Source organism: Streptomyces sp. NPDC060000 (genome assembly GCF_042737375.1).
In the GTDB taxonomy this organism is placed as follows: Bacteria; Actinomycetota; Actinomycetes; order Streptomycetales; family Streptomycetaceae; genus Streptomyces.
In genome coordinates this window covers 21,513-37,089 of sequence record NZ_JBHWUU010000073.1, presented here as the reverse complement: position 1 = coordinate 37,089, position 15,577 = coordinate 21,513, and the positions used below count along the sequence as shown (strand labels likewise).

Sequence of the window (15,577 nt, the reverse complement as noted above, 5' to 3'; positions counted from 1 at the left end):
TGGGGGAGCCGCGCCCCTCGGCTATCAATGACCACTGCCTGTTGTGTGGCCGGTAGCAGGGCCGGGCACCTCCGGACCGGCTTTGGCGCCCGGCCCGGAGAACGCACCGCTGTCCTGGGCCGGCATCACCAGGGCACTGAGCCCTCCTCACTGAAGAATCCGGCGGTCGGGCCGTCCGCGCCGAGCGTGGCCAAGCGCACCACTACTGCGGCGCCCTGCGTGACCGTAAGGAATCCGGTGTGGTTGTTGCTGTCCGTGTCGACAAAGCCGGGGGCGACTGCGTTGACGAGGATGCCGTCCTTCCGCAGCTCATTGGCGTACTGCACGGTCAGCGCGGTCAGTGCGCTCTTGGACGGCGAATATGCAGCCGACGGCAGCAGTGCTGCGAAGGGGCCGTCCGGATCGCTGGTGAGACTCAACGACGCGGCGTGACTGCTGACGTTGACGACGCGTGGCGCCGGTGACCGCCGCAGCAGCGGCAACATGGCGTTGGTCACCGCGATCACTCCGAAGACGTTGGTCTCGAACACCGCCCGGACCATGTCCAAGTCGACAGAGCTGGGGACTTGGTCGTGGGCCTCGTCGGGCGAGACCTGCCCGGAGCCGGTGATGCCGGCGTTGTTGATCAGCACGTCGAGGTAGCCGAAGCGCTCCTCAACCTGCTTCGCCGCCTCCTGAACGGTGGCCTGGTCGGTGACGTCCAAGGTGACCGCGTGCGCGTCGCCGCCGGCCGCGCGCACCGTCGCAGCGGATTCCTCGCCGCGCCGCAGGTCTCTGGCGCCGATCAGGACCGTCATGCCCAGCGCAGCGAGTTGCTCGGCAACCCCACGACCGATCCCCTTGTTCGCCCCGGTAACCAGCGCGACCTTCTGATGTGTCATCCGCTCGCTCATGACCAGCTCCCTGTTGTCGAGGTGGGCTCTTCTCAGAACCTGTCTTCGCAACCTGAGACGAGACAGCCCGGCCGTCTCTGACACGCGGACAGAATCAACTGTTTTCGGCCGGGGCGACCTATGCCAGAGCCAGGCAGGACGGTCTGCTCGCCTGCGAGGTTCCCGAAGCAGAAACCGGTGACAGAAAGGCTGCACAATGGCCGTCAGTGACAAGCGGAATGCCTCATTGGTGACAACCAGCTTGCTTCACGAGACCCAAACCGCCGGCTCGCCCCGTCCGGAAGGTGACAAATCTCGTGCTTCGGCTCAGGAGAGGCCGCCGCACCGTCCGCCCCTACTGCAGGACGGCGTCGCCCTACACCTCGATGTATGCGACGACCACCACGGTGCGCAGCGCGGTGACGAACAGGATGCGCACGGCCTCGAGTTCGTCGGTGTACTGGCGCAGCCGGGGACCGGTCGTGTCGCCGGGGATCGCGTCGCCGATGTCGGGGTCGACGGAGATGACGACCAGGGCGCGGTCCAGGGCGTGGAGTTCGGTCTCGCTGATGATGGTCTCCAGCTGCTTGGCGGCTGCGTCGGAGAAGGCGATACTGGCGCGGCGGAGGCCGTGCGGCAGTGTCATCAGGCGACGGACTGACGCTGGCCGGTAAGACGGGTGAGGTGGGCCTCGCGCAGTTCCTCCCACGGCGTGCAGGTCTCCACCGCGGGCAGCCCGTGGGCGGCGACGTCTTCCAGGACGGCGGCGAACCGATCAGCGTCGGCACGCGTCTTGGCCGCTCAGGCGCGCACTGCATCGGCGACCGCGGGTTCCAACTGCTGCCGGGCCCCAGCTCCGCGGGGATCCTTCACGGCATATCGGAGCGGCCTTGCTGTTCGTCGGTGATGTAGTACTGGCGCAACCTGGCCCGTTCGGCCTCTCCGCGTTCCGTGTCGCGCATCGGCTCGTCGACGCCCGTGGACGCCTCGCGGTCCCTGGGGCTGTCGGAGCCGGCGGAGATGGTGTCCTCCTCCTGCTCCTTGCCGCTGCGGGCGATGCCCGACGCGGTGGTGTCGTCGTAGCCGCTCTGCGGGGTGGCGGTGTCGGGGTGCTCTTCGCCGCTGCGGGCGATGCCCGACGCGGTGGTGTCCTCGTAGCGGATCTCCGGCGCGCCGGCAGTAGTGGTGTCGGGAGAAGTCGTGGCACCGGCGTGAGCCCAGCCGCCTTCACCTGGCTGGTTGGCCTGCTGCCAGGCGGCGTCCCAGGCAAGGCCGTAATACTCGTACAGGTGGTGCTCCTCCTGTACGGACAGGTGGCCGCCTGCGTCGACGTCGACGTTGGGCGCGTCTTTGACCTTGTCCTTGGAGTAGGGCACTTCCAGGTGGTCCGCGACCACTGCGGCGTCCTGGATGGGCACGAAGGACTCGCTGGTGCCGAACAGGCCCGTTTTGACGCTCACCCACTCGGGACGACCGGTGACATCGTCGAGGAAGACGTGCTTGGCGTCGCCGATCTTGTTGCCCTCGGCGTCGTAGACCGGATGATCCAGCACTGTCGGGATCTGCTCTCGCGTGATCATCTCTCCTCCCACTTCCCTGTGTGATTACCGGTTACCTATCCGACAACCGTTCGTCTGCTCTCTGTTGATCATCGCGCTCCCTTTCCATGGGCCTCCTCGTCCGGCTAACCATAAAATGCGACAGAACACGCAAATCTTCGCTTTTGTCATGGATGCGTGTGTGGGGTGTGTACGTCCGGCTACCCGTACGACATGGTGCGAACGGTGAAACGCCATGGAAGGCACGGCGGGCACGCGGCGGCCGACCAGGAGGTCGAGGCCGGGCGGGGGACGGGTGCCGGGCCGGATGAGCAGGTGGAGGAGCAGGCGCCGGACACTCCGACGGACCTGCCGAAGGGCTCCTGGGTGGCGGTGCTGAAAGGCACCCTGAAGGAGTTCAAGAAGGATGAGCTGGCCGACCGGGCCGCGGCGCTGACCTATTAGCGCCCGGTGGGTGCTGCGGCAGGGCGGTAGCGACCCGGCACCGCTGTACCGTGCGCTGTGCGCCGACCCCGCAGCCCGACCCGCAGCCGCAGCCGCAGCCGCAGTGGGCCTCGGCGAGTGCGGGGTTCGCGAGGACGCGGACCTGGTCCGGGCGCTGCTCGCGCACTCGGCCCCCGGGGTGCGCGCCTGCGCGGTGGCGGGACTGCGAGCGCTGGAGGCGGTGCGCGTCGACGACGTACGACCGCTCCTGGACGACCCGTCGGCGGCAGTGGTCCGGCAGTCGACCGAGGTTCTGCTGCCGTGGTCCGACCGCGTACCGCAAGAGCTGCTGCACGAGCTCCTGGCCGACGACCGTCCGCGCCACCAACGGGTCGCGGCGATCCGGCTGCTGCGGGTGGTCGGAGTGCACGCCTACTAGGTCGTTTCTGATGGCGTCTATGCGGCTCGGGCCAGGGCGATTGCTGTCGCTCGGAAGTCGATTTCGTAGGCGACCGGAGACCGCCGACCGAGGCGGGAGTGCCTGCGGCGGGTGTTGTATCGGGCCAGCCAGCGGAAGACGTCGAGTCGCGCTTTACTCTCGCTCAACCAGCCTTTGCGGCCCTTGAGCGTCTCCCTCTCGAAGGCTGCGTTGATCCACTCGGCGGCGGCGTTGTTCGCGCTGGAGCCGACCGCGCCCATGCTCTGCCGAACCCCTGCTGAGCAGCAGATTTCAGCGAATGCTCTGCTCGTGTACTGGGATCCGTGCTCGTGTGCAGCACCGCTCCGGCCAGGTTTCAGCACCGCTCCGGCCAGGTTTCTGCGGGTCTGCTGGGCTGTCGCAAGGGCGTCGATGACGAGTTCGGTCCGCATGTGGTCAGCGATTGCCCACCCGGCCAGCCGTCGTGAGCACAGGTCGATGACGGTCGCGAGGTAGAGCGGCTTCGAGTGCGCGGGCCTGGCTCCGAGACCCTGCGCTACGGCCGTGCACAGCGCGGGCGGCACTTCTGCGCGTTTGGCCACCTGGCCCCACCTGGTCGAAAGAGCGGCGCGTGACGTCCCGAGGCGGCTACTGCCGATCGCCCACAGGCACGAGCACGAGGTGGGGCCACCGCAGACCGTCATCGAACGCCTGCCGGCGCCACCGTCGACCGCGGCGAGGATGGCGCGGCACCGCGGCCGACGACCGCGGGCTCGGCGTTGCCGGCAGGCACGCGTTCTCCGACGGAGCGTCAGGTCTGCTGCGCTGTGGCGTGCTGCCGGGGAGCGGCAGGATGGGGAAGCGGGATCTTCTGCGCGAGTTTCTCGCCTTCGACGTCCAGGTCGGGCAGGAGACGGTCCAGCCACACGGGAATCCACCAGGCCTTCTCCCGCGCGAGTGCCATGGTGGCCGGGATGAATGTCATGCGGATGACGAACGCGTCGATGAGGATGCCCGCCGCCAGCGCGAATCCCGCCTGTTTGATCATGGGCTGGGCGTTGAAGATGAATCCGGCGAAGACCGAGACCATGATCGTGGCCGCGGCGACCACGACGGCGCTCGCCCGGGCGAAGCCGGAGACGGTCGCGTCGAGCGGGTCGGCGCCGTGCATGCGGGCCTCGCGCATCGAGGTGACCAGGAACACCTGGTAGTCCATGGCCAGTCCGTAGAGCACGCCGGTGACGATGATGGGCAGCAGGCTCACCACAGGTGCGCTCGCGTCGAGTCCGAACAGCGCCTGCAGCCAGCCCCATTGGAAGACTGCCGTGGTGATGCCGAAGGTGGCGGCGATGCTGAGCAGGAAGCCGACAGTGGCCATCACCGGGACGACGACCGAGCGGAAGACCAGGAGCAGGACGATCAGCGAGAGCCCGAGAACGGTGGCCACGTAGAGGGGCAGGACGTCCCCGAGGCGGTCGGACACGTCGATCGCGAGGGCGGTGAAGCCGGTGATGCCGATGGTGACGCCATGGGTTTCGCGGATCTCCCGGCTCTTGTCCCGCACGGAGGTGACGAGGTCCTTGGTGCCGTCGTCGTTCGGACCGTCGCCGGGAACGAGGCTGAGGACGGCCACGGTGCCGGCGGTGTTCATACCTGCCAGAGAGATCGAAGTGGCGCCCTCGGTGTCCTTCAGCTCGGAGACGACCGCGGCGAGCGCCGTGGGAGTGAGCGGCCGCCCGCTGTCGGAGGAGCGGGCGACGAGCATGAGGGGGCCGTTGTAGCCGGGGCCGAAGGTGTCGCTGACCTCCTCGTAGCTCTGGCGCTGGGCGGTGTCGGGGTTGTAGCTGGCGCCGGACGGCAGGCCCATCCTCATGTCGAGGGCGGGCAGCGCGAGAACCAGGGGGATCAGGAACGCCGCCGTGAGAGCGGGGTACTTGTGGCGGACCAGGCGTGATCCCCAGCGGGTGGCCCGTGTCCGTGCGGCGGCGGAGGCCTGCTGCTGCGCCGTGCGTCGGGTTCCGGCCGAGCAGATGCGCTCCTTGACCAGGCCCAGGAGCGCCGGCAGCAGGGTCAGGGCGAGCAGGACGGTGACGGCGATCGTGGCAGCGGCGGCGAGGGCCATGGTGCTGAGCAGCGTGATACCGACCACCAGCAGTCCTGCCAGGGCGATGATGACGGTGCTGCCGGCGAAGAAGACCGCGCTGCCGGCGGTGCCGATGGCGCGGCCGGTCGCCTCGTGCGCGTCCAGGCCGGTGTCCAGGATGAGCCGCCGTTGCCGGTTGACGATGAACAGGGCGTAGTCGATGCCGACGGCGAGCCCCAGCATCAGGGCCAGTACGGCGGTGAGCGAGTGGATCTCGAAGACGGTGGAGAGGGTGAAGGCGCCGCCGACGCCCACCGTGACACCGACCAGAGCGATGACCAGGGGCAGGCCCGCCGCCACGACCGACCCCAGAGTGGCCAGCAGGACGATGGCCGCCACCACGACGCCGACGATCTCACCGACGCCCACGATCTCGGGTATCTCCAGCATCGCCGCCGACGGCAGGACGTCGAGGTGAGCTCGTTCGGCCTGCCGCTCGGCGGCCTCGACGGTGCTGTCGATCGTGCCGGAGGGCAGCTCATAGGTCTGCTCGTCGAACTGGAACTGCATCAGGGCGGTGGAGCCGTCGGCCGAGACGACGACCCCGGGCACCGGTCGGCCGTCCCGTAGCAGCGGGGCCGGCACCTTGCCTCCCGTCGGCTGCCCGGCGGCTTCGGCCACCGCCGCCTGGGCCCGCAGCAGCGGACTCCTCTCCCCCTTCGACAACTCCTCGGCGAGGACCTTGCGGGCGTCGATGACGTGGTCGTGGCGGTAGACCGCGTCCACCGCGGCGATGAGGGCGGCGCGGCTGTCCTCGCCGTCGATCCGTGTCCCGTTCTGCGCGCGGAACACCAGCATGCCCTGCCCGCCGGACGCCTCGGGAAGGGACTTCGCCAGATCGTCGATGACCTCCTGGGCGGGGGTGCCGTCGATGCGTACCTCGTTGCTCAGTTTGACGGGGTTGACCGCGAGCAGCGCCACCACGGCGGACACGATCGCCAGCCAGCCGGCGATCACATACCAGGGCCTGGCGTAGGCGAAATGCCCCAGCCGGTACAGCAGTACAGACATGCCCTTCTCCCTTCTCCGGCGCACCCTGCCTGGGCACGCACACTCGAACGAAGTGAGAGGGTACTACCAAAACAATAGTTGTCTATCAAAACGGTAGGGTGCTACCGTCCCGCAGGGGATTGAGTAGTCTGCGGTGCAGAACGGAAGGGTCACAGATGCCGAACGCCGCACCGCGCACACACCGGCTCCGCAGGGTTGACGCCCGCTCCAGCGTGGAGCGCATCATCGCGGCCGGACGCAATGTCCTGGGTGCGGGTGAGGGCTCTCTGGAGCAGATCGCCGCCGAGGCGGGCGTGGGCATCGCCACGCTCTACCGGCACTTCCCCAACCGGGAGGCCATCGTCCGGGCCGTCCTCGACGACATCCTCGAAACCGACCTCCTCCCACTGATCAACGACGCCACCGCCTCCAGCCACCCACGCCAGACCCTCCTGGACATCGCCACCCGGCTGCTCGACCTGATCACCGAGGAGCGGGGACTGGTCACCTTCGCCGCCAACTTCGCCGACGTCGCCGTGGATGCCCTCCAGCGCCTCAGCGAGTCCCTCCGCCCCCTCCTCGAGCACGCACAGGAGCAGGGCGAGATCCGTACCGACCTCACTGCGGACGACATTCCGCACTTCCTCGTCATGGGTATCGCAGGCCTCGCGCTCCCCGGCACCGCACCGTCCATGCGCGCACGCTTCATGGCCCTGCTCTTCGACTCGCTCAACCCCGCCGGCGCGTCCCCTCTCCCACCGGCACGCGCGGAAACGGAGGATGACGACCTCCGCGCCGCGATCAGCAGCGCCGTCCGGGACTGACTCCCGGAGCCGAGGCCGACGCCCAAGGGCGCCATCGCCGCGAGGCCGAGGAGCCCTCCACGGCAGAGCCCGGGCTCCCGGAGGTGAGGGGAGGGAGTGTCGGGCAGTCCTCGTGTGTGTCTGCCCCCTGGGCCGGAATGACCTGGCTCGGCCGATGACCAGCGCCGCCCCGTGCCGGAACCCGTGCGCTGTTCGGCGTGGTCTTCGGGTCCTTGGCGCCCGCGCCTCGCCGAATACAAGAAGCCGCTGACTGTGCGTCGATCGCGGCCGAAGGCCCTACGGGACGCCATGGTCCGTGCAGCGCATCGTCCGGGCACGTGGTTCGGGCTGCCGGAGGTGGGGTGGGTGCGGCTGGCGGTGGGGTGCGGGATGAGGGTCCGGCCGGGCAGGTGCCCGGCGTGCCCAGCGGGGTCTGCCCCGGTCGGCACCTGCAGGTGGAATCCGCAGGTGACAGCCCGCCCTGCGAGCTGGTGGCGGTCAGTTGGGTCCAGACGGCCGTCTCGCCGCGGTCCGCTGCCCGCCTCCCGAGTTCGTCGGTCCAGGCACGTTCGCCGGCCACGGCGTCGCGCCACGCCCACAGCCGGCGGGTGACGTGGTGCAGTGGGTACTCCTGGGTGATGCCCAGGGCACCGTGCAACTGGTGTGCCAGGCACCCGACTTCGGTTGCCGCCTGGGCGGTGGTGATGCGGGCCACGGCTACGGCCGCAGTCGCTTCATCCGGTTCGACGGGTTCGGTGCCCGCGTGCCCAGGGCCGGAGGCGATCGGCGTGGCCGGAGTGCGGTGCAGCAGAACCGTGTCCCGTGGCTCGCCGGCCAGGTTCTCGCCCTGCCGTACCGTGGTGTTGGATTCGAGAACCGTCACACCGCGCTCGGCAGGTCGAGGCCAGACTGGCGACGGCCCGCGCTGGGGGTATCCCCCGTTCCGATCTTGGGGTGCGCCGGATCGCGCCCCGTAGGGGGGCGAAACTAGCGTCCAGCCATGACTTCGACTCTGCGAAAGCACCTGGCCATGGCACTCGGTGTCGCTACGCTGCTCACCGCCGAGGTGGTCTCGGCCGTCGCCCAGCCCGCCGGTCCCTCCCCTGTGGAGCAGTTACGCCAGGACACCGAGGCGATCCACGCCCTCGGTATCAGCGGTGTGCAGGCCCTCGTCATCGCGCCTAACGGTCGGCAGTCGGTCGCCATCAGCGGTACCGCCGACCTGAACACCGGCCGCCCGGTCCCTTCCGGCGGCTACTTCCGCATGGCCAGCACATCCAAGACGCTGGTCGCCACCGTGGTCCTCCAACTGGAGGTCGAGGGCAGGCTGTCCCTGGACGACACGGTCGACCACTGGCTGCCCGGTGTGGTGCGGGGTAACGGCAACGACGGCAGCCACATCACCATCCGCCACCTGCTCCAGCACACCAGCGGCATCCGCGACGCCCTGCCCGGATACACCACGCCGGAGGAGTACTACCACCAGCGCCACAACATCTACGAACCCAAGCAACTGGTCGACCTCGCGATGGCCCAAGAGCCGGAGGACTTTCTGCCCGGCGAGGGCTGGGCGTACTCCAACACCGGCTACGTCCTGCTCGACATGATCATCCAGAAGGCCACCGGTCACCCCGCCCACCAAGAGATCAAAAACCGCATCCTGCGCCCGCTGGGCCTCGACCAGACCCGGTGGATGGGCACCTCGCCCACCCTGCCCCGACCCCACGCCCAGGCTTACCAGCTCTTCGGCCCCGGTTCCCGGGTGGACGTCACCGACCAGATACCGGTGGACTACGCGAACCTTTCGTGGGTCACGACCACCCGGGACGAGAACCGCTTCCTCCGCGCGCTGCTCGATGGCCGCCTCCTACCGGCACGGCAGCTGGCCAAGATGAAACAGACCGTCCCCGTGAACGCGGAGGTCCAACAGCTGTGGCCCGACGGCCGATACGGGCTCGGGCTGGTCGACCGCCCTTTGAGCTGCGGAGGAACCTACTGGAGCCATGAGGGCGGGGACGGTGGCTACATCACCCTCAACGGCGTCACCGACGACGGCAGGCGAAGCGCCGTGGTCTCCATGTCCGAGGCACGCGGCGACACCCAGGAGCACATACTGGAACAGGAGAACGCGGCCAGCACCCTGATCGACCACGCACTGTGCGCCGGGGGCCCCAGCACCCCGTGAACGGAGGTGTCGTCGAGGTGGGCGGTGACCTCAGCGCAGCGCTCGCTGGTGCCGCAGATCAGCGCTGCGCGCCCCCTTGCCTCTCATGGCCCCCTTTCGTCTCCGCGATACCCCGTCTTTGCCGTCCACATTGCTCCTGTCGGCCGTGACGATGCGCCGTCTGGGTGAGGCTGCGTGTCGGCGGTGAAGACGGGCATGCCGAGGTCGACCAGCTGTGGCCGGCCATCGGTCGGGGCCCGCTTGAGCCCTCGAGACCGTGCGCACGTACGCCGGCCCCGGCCGACTTGTACAGGTTCACCAAATCCGGGGCCTGCTCCTGCATCGTGGACAAACTGATAGCCGCGGCTTCGTTCGAAACCCTGCCCATGGTCACCACTCCTGTGTCGCGAACACCCTCATCCTCGCGGTCGCGGCGGTATCACGGGGAGAGTTCTCCAACGGGGCCCGGGCCCCCCTCGGCGACGTCACCGGCCGGTGTGTAGGCGATCTCGGCGCCGGGGCGGCCCGGCACGCTGCCCACCTGGCCGTCCACCACGAACCACCCCGCATCGTCGCGGTCGACGCCTCGCCCGCCCAGCACGCCATGGCCAAGGACCTGTACGGCCATCTCGCCCCGCGGCTGCGCCTGGCTCATTGCGATGTGCTGGCCCACCTGAGGGCCAGCGCCGACACCTACGACGTCCTCTACAGCGTCTTCGGTGCCGTTGACTTCACCGAACCGCGCGAGCTGCTGCCCGCAGCGGCGAGCGCGCTGCGCCCCGGCGGGCGGCTGGTGTTCTCCACCCTTGCCCATCACCTCGGCGGCACGCCCGCCCACCCCGACGTGCAGCACACCGAGATCGGTGCGAAGACGCCGGACGGCGTGGCGGCCCTCATGCGCCGCCGGGTACTCCAGGAGCAGGTGTGGACCAAGCTCCTCGAGGAGGCCAGGTTCAGTACCGAGGTGCTGCCCGGCGGACCAGAGCCGCGCGCCGCCGACACGCTCCTGGTGACCGCGTTCCGCACGGGCGATCAGCGGACCATCTGATGCGAGGACAGACCGGCTTGGCTTCCCAGCCTGGTCAGGGCGGGCTGGGGGCGTGCAGGTCAATGAAGAAGCACAGCCCCACGGCGGGCTCGCCCAGCTCCCGGTTCGGGCGGTCAGCCGGCGCGACGGCACATCGCGCGGCAGACAGCTGACCTGCGCGGAGGGCTGTCGCTGCGAGGAGCCGGCCGCCGTGACAGAGGAGGGACCATTCCCGTCGGCGCGGGGACGTTCCCCAGAAGCTCGGACGCGTGCTGATCGTCACTGGTACCGGCCCCTGCCGGCACAAGCCATGTTCATCTCCGGAGGGCGCCGCACGGTGGCCGACGACGCAGTCCAAGAGGCCTTCTCGCAGTGCTGGCAGCGCGGGCACGCCTCGCATCTTGAGCCGGTGCGATCCTGGCCGCCCTGGCTGCGCACCACAGTGGTCCGCGAAGTGCTCCGCTTACGGTGCCGTGAACACGCTGGCCGCGCTGAAATCGATCCGCGCCGCCCGGCCCGACGGCGCCCCGATCTACGTGGAACCGGCCCGGCTCGCCGTCGCCGCCCCTGTCCGTGCTCTGCTCGGATGCCATGCCGTCAGTGTCACACCGCGCTGACCTGGGTGGCAGGCGCGTGGGGGCCCTGTCATTACCCCGAACGCCGCTCCCCGGCACAGCCCGACCTGCCACCTGGACCGGAAAGGCGGGATGCTCGAGGAACCCGCGAAAAGTAAGGAACGCCCCATGCAGACCGTCACCCTCAACAACGGCGTCGAGGTGCCCATCCTCGGTTTCGGCGTCTACCAGATCCCGCCGGAGCAGACCGAGCAGGCCGTCACCGAGGCCCTCGCCGCCGGCTACCGGCTGCTCGACACAGCAGCCGCGTACGGCAACGAGGAAGCCGTCGGCCGGGCGATCAAGAGCAGTGGCATCCCGCGCGAGGAGCTGTTCGTCACCACCAAGCTGTGGGTCCAGGACGCGCCCGCGCAGGAGAACACCGAGCGCGCCTTCGAGACGTCCCTGACCAAGCTCGGCCTGGACCACCTCGACCTGTACCTGATGCACCAGCCCTACGGCGACGTGTACGGCCAGTGGCGCGCCATGCAGGACCTGAACCGCGAAGGCCGCGTCAGGGCGATCGGCGTCGCCAACTTCTACCCCGACCGGCTTCTCGACCTCGTCATCAACAACGAGGTCACGCCCGCGGTCAACCAGATCGAGACCCACCCGTTCTTCCAGCGCACGGCCGACCAGGAGCTGATGCGCGAGCACGGGGTCCAGATCCAGTCGTGGGGCGGGTTCGCCGAGGGCAGGAACGACATCTTCACCCACCCGGTCCTGAGCGAGATCGGCACGAGCCACGACAGGTCGGTGGCGCAGGTCGTGCTCCGCTGGCTGACCCAGCGCGGTGTGATCGCGATCCCCAAGTCGGTCCGTGCCGACCGTATGGCCGAGAACTTCGACATCTTCGACTTCGAGCTCACCGACGACCAGATGGCGGCCATCACCGCCCTGGACACCGGAGCGACGCTGTTCTTCGACCACCACGACCCGGCAATGGTCAGCTGGCTCAGCGCACGGCGCCTGGACGCCTGAGCCGGCGGACGTCAGCGCCACCGCACCAGAACGAACTCGCGCGCGGTACTCCGCGCCTCCACGGACCGAGGAACCCGTCCGGGAGGGGCACCTCCTCGACGTCCTCACGACGGCACCCACCTCACGGACCGGGACCTCACCATGTCCAAGAAGCAGAGCATCACCGACGTACTCATGGCCGGCGCCACCGGCAGCATCGGACGGCTCGCCGTGGAGGCCGCACAACGGCATGGTCTGCGCCCGCGGGCACTGGTGCGCGACCTACAGCGAGGGCGGAGGTCGAGGGCGTCGTCGCCGACCAGTGCACCGGACTCGACGGCGTCCGCTGTGACATCGCGATGGTCCGGACCCCGGACGGTCACAGCCGGCTCGAGCTGGCGAAGTACCGCAGCCCCGCGGTGATCAGCGTCGGGCCGCGCAACCGGCCGCACAACATTCTGGGCACGCACCGCGTCATGTTCGCCGTCGACGACATCGAGGACACCGTTGCCCGCCTGCGCCCTCACGGCGCCGAACTCGTCGGCGAGATCGCCCGGTTCGAGGACAGCTATCTGCTCTGCTACCTCCGCGGCCCGGAGGGCATCATCGTCGGACTGGCCGAGCAACTGCGCTGAGAAGGAGGAACCGAACCATGCGGCCGAACGAGATCGACGAGGTTCTGAACCGCCCGATCGGCCAGGAGCTGCCGGCCCGTGACGTGACCCGCCTGGCCTGCGTCGACAAGGACGGAACCCCCGCGCAACGTAGCGATCGCCTTCACCTGCAACGGGTCATACATCGTCATGTGCACGACGAAGAAGGCGCCCGAACTCCCGTGGCCACCCTCGCGCACAGGCTCCTGAAACGACGGCACCAGTAGGTGAGACATCTTGCGGGCGTCGATGCCGAGGCGTTTCGCCACCCCGGCGATCGGCGGCCAGAGGAGCAACCGCCAGCGATCGGCATCCGGGGATCACGTCTAGGCTTTCCGGGCCAGTCCGGCGGCGATGAGGTGTTCCCAGACCGTGAGCTCTCGTCGTTCGCCGCTGTTCCACGGGTTGTCGGTCTCCTCGGGACGCCACAGGGACGCGGGGACGATCCCGGGGTCGAGGATCTCCAGGCCGTCCAGCAGGGAGGCGATCTCCGCGTCCGTGCGCCACCGGCCGCGGCCGAACGTCTGCTGGAGGATCTTCTCGGCCTCCGCGGTCTCCGGGTTGTTGCCGGAGCGGAAGTGGCTGATGAAGAAGTAGCTTCCGGAGGCGACGTGGTCGCGCCAGTAGCGGACGATGCCGGCCGGGTCCTCGTCATCGTTGACGTGGTGGAGGATGGCGCTGAGGATGACGGCGACGGGACGAGTGAAGTCGATGATTTCGAGGGTGTCGGGGTGAGTGCGTATGCCTTCGGGGTTGCGCACATCGACCGCGACGACGCGGGTGCGGTCGTTGTTCTCCAGCAGTGCGCGGCCGTGGACCAACACCTGGAGGTCGATGTCGACGTAGACGACCCGGGATTCGGGAGCGTGCCGTTGCGCGACCTGGTGGACGTTGTCCGCGGTCGGCAGGCCACTGCCCAGGTCGATGAACTGCCGAACGCCGGTGGTCTTCGCGATCTCCCTGACCGCCCGGGTCAGGGCCGCGCGGTTGGCGAAGGCGATGGCCACCGAACCGGGCAGGTCGCGCTTGAACACGTCGCCGATCTCACGGTCCACGGCGTAGTTGTCCTTGCCGCCGAGCAGGTAGTCGTAGACGCGGGCGATGCTGGGCTTGGCCGGGTCGATGGAGGAGCCTTCGTACGTCATGGCGGCCATTCTTCCCGGAACGCCGCCTGCGCACCCCCGTTTTGGGGTCCTCCAGCCGGTCGGGCCGGCGCGAGGGCATGGACGCGCGTCGAGGCCTCAACGTAGACCGGTGCGCGGTCGTGGTGCTGTGGTGGCGGTCGCGTGCGTCAGGCGCAGGCCTGTCGATCGCCGTCGACGCCTACGCAAGGCGCCGTCGCGTGAGTGGCGAGTTCGGGTCACCCGGTGGGCTTGACGGCGTGGCTGGTGACAGTGATGCCGAGCCCGATGATGAGCAGCGTCCATGAGACGAAGGCCAAACTGGAGACCATGAGCAGCATGCCGGTTCCCCAGAGTCTGGGGTTTCGTACTGTTTTGCCGAACAGTCGTCCAGGCACCCGGTTGCTGGTCAGGGCGTAGATACCGAGCCCAGCACCGGTCATTCCCAGAACTGCCATGGCGAGGAGCGAAAGCGCCACGAGCTCACCGTAGGCCATCGTTCCCCCAAGTTCGGCTGCTGCAAAGCTACTCGTCGGGTCACGCGAAGGGGTCAGCGGGTGCTGCAAGTGGTCGAGCCCCTGTGACCGGCGACCGGCATCCGACATGCGTCCAGGACCTCGTCGGCGTCCCACTCGATCCGGTTCAGCAACCGGTGGATGCGATCGGGACCCGCGTGCCCGGCCTCCTCCGCCAGAGTCCAGCCGTTCTTGCGCTGCAGCGGCGCCACCAGCCCCCGCATATAGGCCAGCGCCGACTGACGCGGCTCCCCCGGTTGAACCGGTGCACGAACCGCTCATGCGGAGGACCCGGTTCACCCGCCCACAACGTGACATCAGCAAGGTTGCAAGCACCGTTGCAGTACCGACTCATGAACCGCCCTCTGCGGTCCGGCGGGTGTGGCCTGTTGGGCTGCTACTGGCTGGGTGAGGTGAACAGAGTGCGCAGGGTTTGGGTGGCTGTTTCGCGTAGCCAGGTGTGGGCGGGGTCGTTGTCGTGGCGTTGGTGCCAGAGCAGGTGCAGGGGTACTTCGGGCAGGTCGAGTGGCACTGGCAGGGTGGTCAGGCCGAGTTGGCGGCGGGCGGAGCGGGTGGCCGCGTCGGGGAGGGTGACCACGAGGTCGGTGTCGCGGGCGAGTTGGAGTGCGGTGGAGGTGGTGGGGGCGGAGGCGATGACGCGGCGTTTGTGGCCGAGGGCGCTCAGGGCGTCGTCGATCCGGTTGTGGAGGAGTCCGCGCCGGGAGACGGTGAGGTGATCGGCCGCCGCGTATCTCTCGGGGGTGACGGGCTGTTGGGTGAGGGCGTGGCCTGGGCGGACGGCCAGGACGAGCCGGTCGCGGCCGATGAGGCGGTGGCGGATGTCGGGCAGGGACGGCGGGCCGGCACTGGAGGCGAGGTCGACCTCACCGCGGCGGAGCTCGGGGGTGTCGTCACCGGGCTCGGCGGTCAGCCGGAGTTGCACCCCGGGGGCCTGGCGGTGCACTGCGGCGATCAGGGCGGTTGCACAGGTGGTGGTGAGGGCGTCGTGCCAGCGGACGGTGAACACTCGCTCCAGCCCCGCCAGGTCGAGTTCGGTCTGAGCGGACAGCAGGTGGTGGGCCTGCTGCACCAGGGCGTGGACCTGGGTGCGCATGGCCAGGGCGCGGGTGGTGGGAGTCATGTGGCGTCCGGTGCGGACCAGGATCTGGTCGCCGGTGGCTTTGCGGATGCGGCCCAGGGAGCGGCTCATCGCCGGGGAGGTGACATGAAGGCGGGCGGCGGCACCCTGGACGCTTCCTTCCTCGAGGAGCGCGTCCAGGGCGGCGAGCAGGTTCAGGTCCAGTTGCATACCAGT

The 15,577-nt window shown here is 69.0% G+C and carries 15 protein-coding genes and 5 pseudogenes; 9 read left to right on the top strand and 11 right to left on the bottom strand.

All coding sequences use genetic code 11. From position 1 onward, the window contains the following. Positions 1-125 precede the first annotated feature (125 nt). From ACFWBB_RS32020 to ACFWBB_RS32005, 4 genes and pseudogenes are all read right to left on the bottom strand, one after another. On the bottom strand, positions 126-893 hold the full coding sequence (locus tag ACFWBB_RS32020) for an SDR family oxidoreductase (protein WP_385279298.1): 768 nt from the start codon (positions 891-893) through the stop codon (positions 126-128). Positions 894-1,248: 355 nt separating this feature from the next. Next, positions 1,249-1,518 (bottom strand): hypothetical protein, encoded by a 270-nt coding sequence (locus ACFWBB_RS32015; RefSeq protein WP_385279296.1) that lies wholly within the window; start codon positions 1,516-1,518, stop codon positions 1,249-1,251. Further along, positions 1,518-1,745 (bottom strand): annotated as a pseudogene (locus ACFWBB_RS32010) (hypothetical protein). The gene ACFWBB_RS32015 and the pseudogene ACFWBB_RS32010 overlap by 1 nt, the downstream one beginning before the upstream one ends. Beyond that, complete coding sequence (locus ACFWBB_RS32005) at positions 1,742-2,452, bottom strand: PRC-barrel domain-containing protein (RefSeq protein ID WP_385279294.1); 711 nt, start codon at positions 2,450-2,452, stop codon at positions 1,742-1,744. Before ACFWBB_RS32005 ends, ACFWBB_RS32010 begins: the two are co-directional and overlap by 4 nt. A gap of 192 nt (positions 2,453-2,644) precedes the next feature. On the opposite strand from ACFWBB_RS32005, the pseudogene ACFWBB_RS32000 reads away from it, so the two are divergent. Together ACFWBB_RS32000 and ACFWBB_RS31995 are read left to right on the top strand one after the other, a co-directional pair. Next, positions 2,645-2,872 (top strand): annotated as a pseudogene (locus ACFWBB_RS32000) (ribonuclease BN); the annotation flags it as partial. 13 nt (positions 2,873-2,885) lie between these two features. Next, positions 2,886-3,293, top strand: a complete 408-nt coding sequence (locus ACFWBB_RS31995; RefSeq protein WP_385279292.1) for a hypothetical protein — start codon at positions 2,886-2,888, stop codon at positions 3,291-3,293. 17 nt (positions 3,294-3,310) lie between these two features. On the opposite strand, the gene ACFWBB_RS31990 is transcribed toward ACFWBB_RS31995, so the two are convergent. Next, a complete protein-coding gene (locus ACFWBB_RS31990; RefSeq protein ID WP_385279290.1) occupies positions 3,311-3,976 on the bottom strand; it encodes a DDE-type integrase/transposase/recombinase in 666 nt (221 codons plus the stop codon). Positions 3,977-4,083: 107 nt separating this feature from the next. Then, positions 4,084-6,426 carry an MMPL family transporter gene (locus ACFWBB_RS31985; RefSeq protein ID WP_385279288.1) on the bottom strand — a complete coding sequence of 781 codons (2,343 nt, stop codon included), beginning with the start codon at positions 6,424-6,426 and terminating at the stop codon, positions 4,084-4,086. A 155-nt stretch (positions 6,427-6,581) separates the two neighbouring features. Here ACFWBB_RS31985 and ACFWBB_RS31980 point away from each other — a divergent pair, with 155 nt between their 5' ends. Further along, complete coding sequence (locus ACFWBB_RS31980) at positions 6,582-7,229, top strand: TetR/AcrR family transcriptional regulator (protein WP_385279286.1); 648 nt, start codon at positions 6,582-6,584, stop codon at positions 7,227-7,229. On the opposite strand, the gene ACFWBB_RS31975 is transcribed toward ACFWBB_RS31980, so the two are convergent. Beyond that, positions 7,207-8,091: an acyl-CoA dehydrogenase family protein gene (locus ACFWBB_RS31975; protein ID WP_385279284.1), complete on the bottom strand. Its 885-nt coding sequence runs from the start codon at positions 8,089-8,091 to the stop codon at positions 7,207-7,209. The genes ACFWBB_RS31980 and ACFWBB_RS31975 overlap by 23 nt on opposite strands. A gap of 117 nt (positions 8,092-8,208) precedes the next feature. Here ACFWBB_RS31975 and ACFWBB_RS31970 point away from each other — a divergent pair, with 117 nt between their 5' ends. From ACFWBB_RS31970 to ACFWBB_RS31945, 6 genes and pseudogenes are all read left to right on the top strand, one after another. Beyond that, positions 8,209-9,393, top strand: coding sequence for a serine hydrolase domain-containing protein (locus tag ACFWBB_RS31970; RefSeq protein ID WP_385279282.1), 1,185 nt, complete (start codon positions 8,209-8,211; stop codon positions 9,391-9,393). A 454-nt stretch (positions 9,394-9,847) separates the two neighbouring features. Then, positions 9,848-10,420: pseudogene (locus ACFWBB_RS31965) on the top strand (class I SAM-dependent methyltransferase); the annotation flags it as partial. 452 nt (positions 10,421-10,872) lie between these two features. After that, the gene (locus tag ACFWBB_RS31960) at positions 10,873-11,016 is read left to right on the top strand and encodes a hypothetical protein (RefSeq protein WP_385279280.1); all 144 of its coding nucleotides are present in this window, start codon (positions 10,873-10,875) and stop codon (positions 11,014-11,016) included. 126 nt (positions 11,017-11,142) lie between these two features. Further along, complete coding sequence (locus ACFWBB_RS31955) at positions 11,143-11,994, top strand: aldo/keto reductase (RefSeq protein WP_385279278.1); 852 nt, start codon at positions 11,143-11,145, stop codon at positions 11,992-11,994. 266 nt (positions 11,995-12,260) lie between these two features. Continuing rightward, positions 12,261-12,608 (top strand): annotated as a pseudogene (locus tag ACFWBB_RS31950) (VOC family protein); the annotation flags it as partial. Positions 12,609-12,625: 17 nt separating this feature from the next. After that, complete coding sequence (locus ACFWBB_RS31945) at positions 12,626-12,853, top strand: hypothetical protein (RefSeq protein WP_385279276.1); 228 nt, start codon at positions 12,626-12,628, stop codon at positions 12,851-12,853. 99 nt (positions 12,854-12,952) lie between these two features. Here the strand turns inward: ACFWBB_RS31945 and ACFWBB_RS31940 are convergent, their stop codons facing one another. The 4 genes and pseudogenes from ACFWBB_RS31940 to ACFWBB_RS31925 all read right to left on the bottom strand — a co-directional run bounded on the left by ACFWBB_RS31940 (position 12,953) and on the right by ACFWBB_RS31925 (position 15,571). After that, positions 12,953-13,780, bottom strand: coding sequence for an SAM-dependent methyltransferase (locus tag ACFWBB_RS31940; RefSeq protein WP_385279274.1), 828 nt, complete (start codon positions 13,778-13,780; stop codon positions 12,953-12,955). A 206-nt stretch (positions 13,781-13,986) separates the two neighbouring features. Further along, a complete protein-coding gene (locus ACFWBB_RS31935; protein WP_385279272.1) occupies positions 13,987-14,226 on the bottom strand; it encodes a hypothetical protein in 240 nt (79 codons plus the stop codon). A gap of 95 nt (positions 14,227-14,321) precedes the next feature. After that, positions 14,322-14,617, bottom strand: a pseudogene (locus ACFWBB_RS31930) (transposase); the annotation flags it as partial. Between the two features lie 42 nt (positions 14,618-14,659). After that, positions 14,660-15,571, bottom strand: coding sequence for a LysR family transcriptional regulator (locus tag ACFWBB_RS31925; RefSeq protein ID WP_385279270.1), 912 nt, complete (start codon positions 15,569-15,571; stop codon positions 14,660-14,662). Positions 15,572-15,577 lie beyond the last annotated feature (6 nt).

What these genes read in the sequence shown, in the direction of transcription:
- ACFWBB_RS31940 (WP_385279274.1), bottom strand. Translation starts at nt 13,780, where the DNA reads ATGGCCGCCATGACGTACGAAGGCTCCTCCATCGACCCGGCCAAGCCC.
- ACFWBB_RS32020 (WP_385279298.1), bottom strand. Translation starts at nt 893, where the DNA reads ATGAGCGAGCGGATGACACATCAGAAGGTCGCGCTGGTTACCGGGGCG.
- ACFWBB_RS31955 (WP_385279278.1), top strand. Translation starts at nt 11,143, where the DNA reads ATGCAGACCGTCACCCTCAACAACGGCGTCGAGGTGCCCATCCTCGGT.
- ACFWBB_RS32005 (WP_385279294.1), bottom strand. Translation starts at nt 2,452, where the DNA reads ATGATCACGCGAGAGCAGATCCCGACAGTGCTGGATCATCCGGTCTAC.
- ACFWBB_RS31945 (WP_385279276.1), top strand. Translation starts at nt 12,626, where the DNA reads ATGCGGCCGAACGAGATCGACGAGGTTCTGAACCGCCCGATCGGCCAG.
- ACFWBB_RS31970 (WP_385279282.1), top strand. Translation starts at nt 8,209, where the DNA reads ATGACTTCGACTCTGCGAAAGCACCTGGCCATGGCACTCGGTGTCGCT.
- ACFWBB_RS31980 (WP_385279286.1), top strand. Translation starts at nt 6,582, where the DNA reads ATGCCGAACGCCGCACCGCGCACACACCGGCTCCGCAGGGTTGACGCC.
- ACFWBB_RS31925 (WP_385279270.1), bottom strand. Translation starts at nt 15,571, where the DNA reads ATGCAACTGGACCTGAACCTGCTCGCCGCCCTGGACGCGCTCCTCGAG.
- ACFWBB_RS31990 (WP_385279290.1), bottom strand. Translation starts at nt 3,976, where the DNA reads ATGACGGTCTGCGGTGGCCCCACCTCGTGCTCGTGCCTGTGGGCGATC.
- ACFWBB_RS32015 (WP_385279296.1), bottom strand. Translation starts at nt 1,518, where the DNA reads ATGACACTGCCGCACGGCCTCCGCCGCGCCAGTATCGCCTTCTCCGAC.
- ACFWBB_RS31985 (WP_385279288.1), bottom strand. Translation starts at nt 6,426, where the DNA reads ATGTCTGTACTGCTGTACCGGCTGGGGCATTTCGCCTACGCCAGGCCC.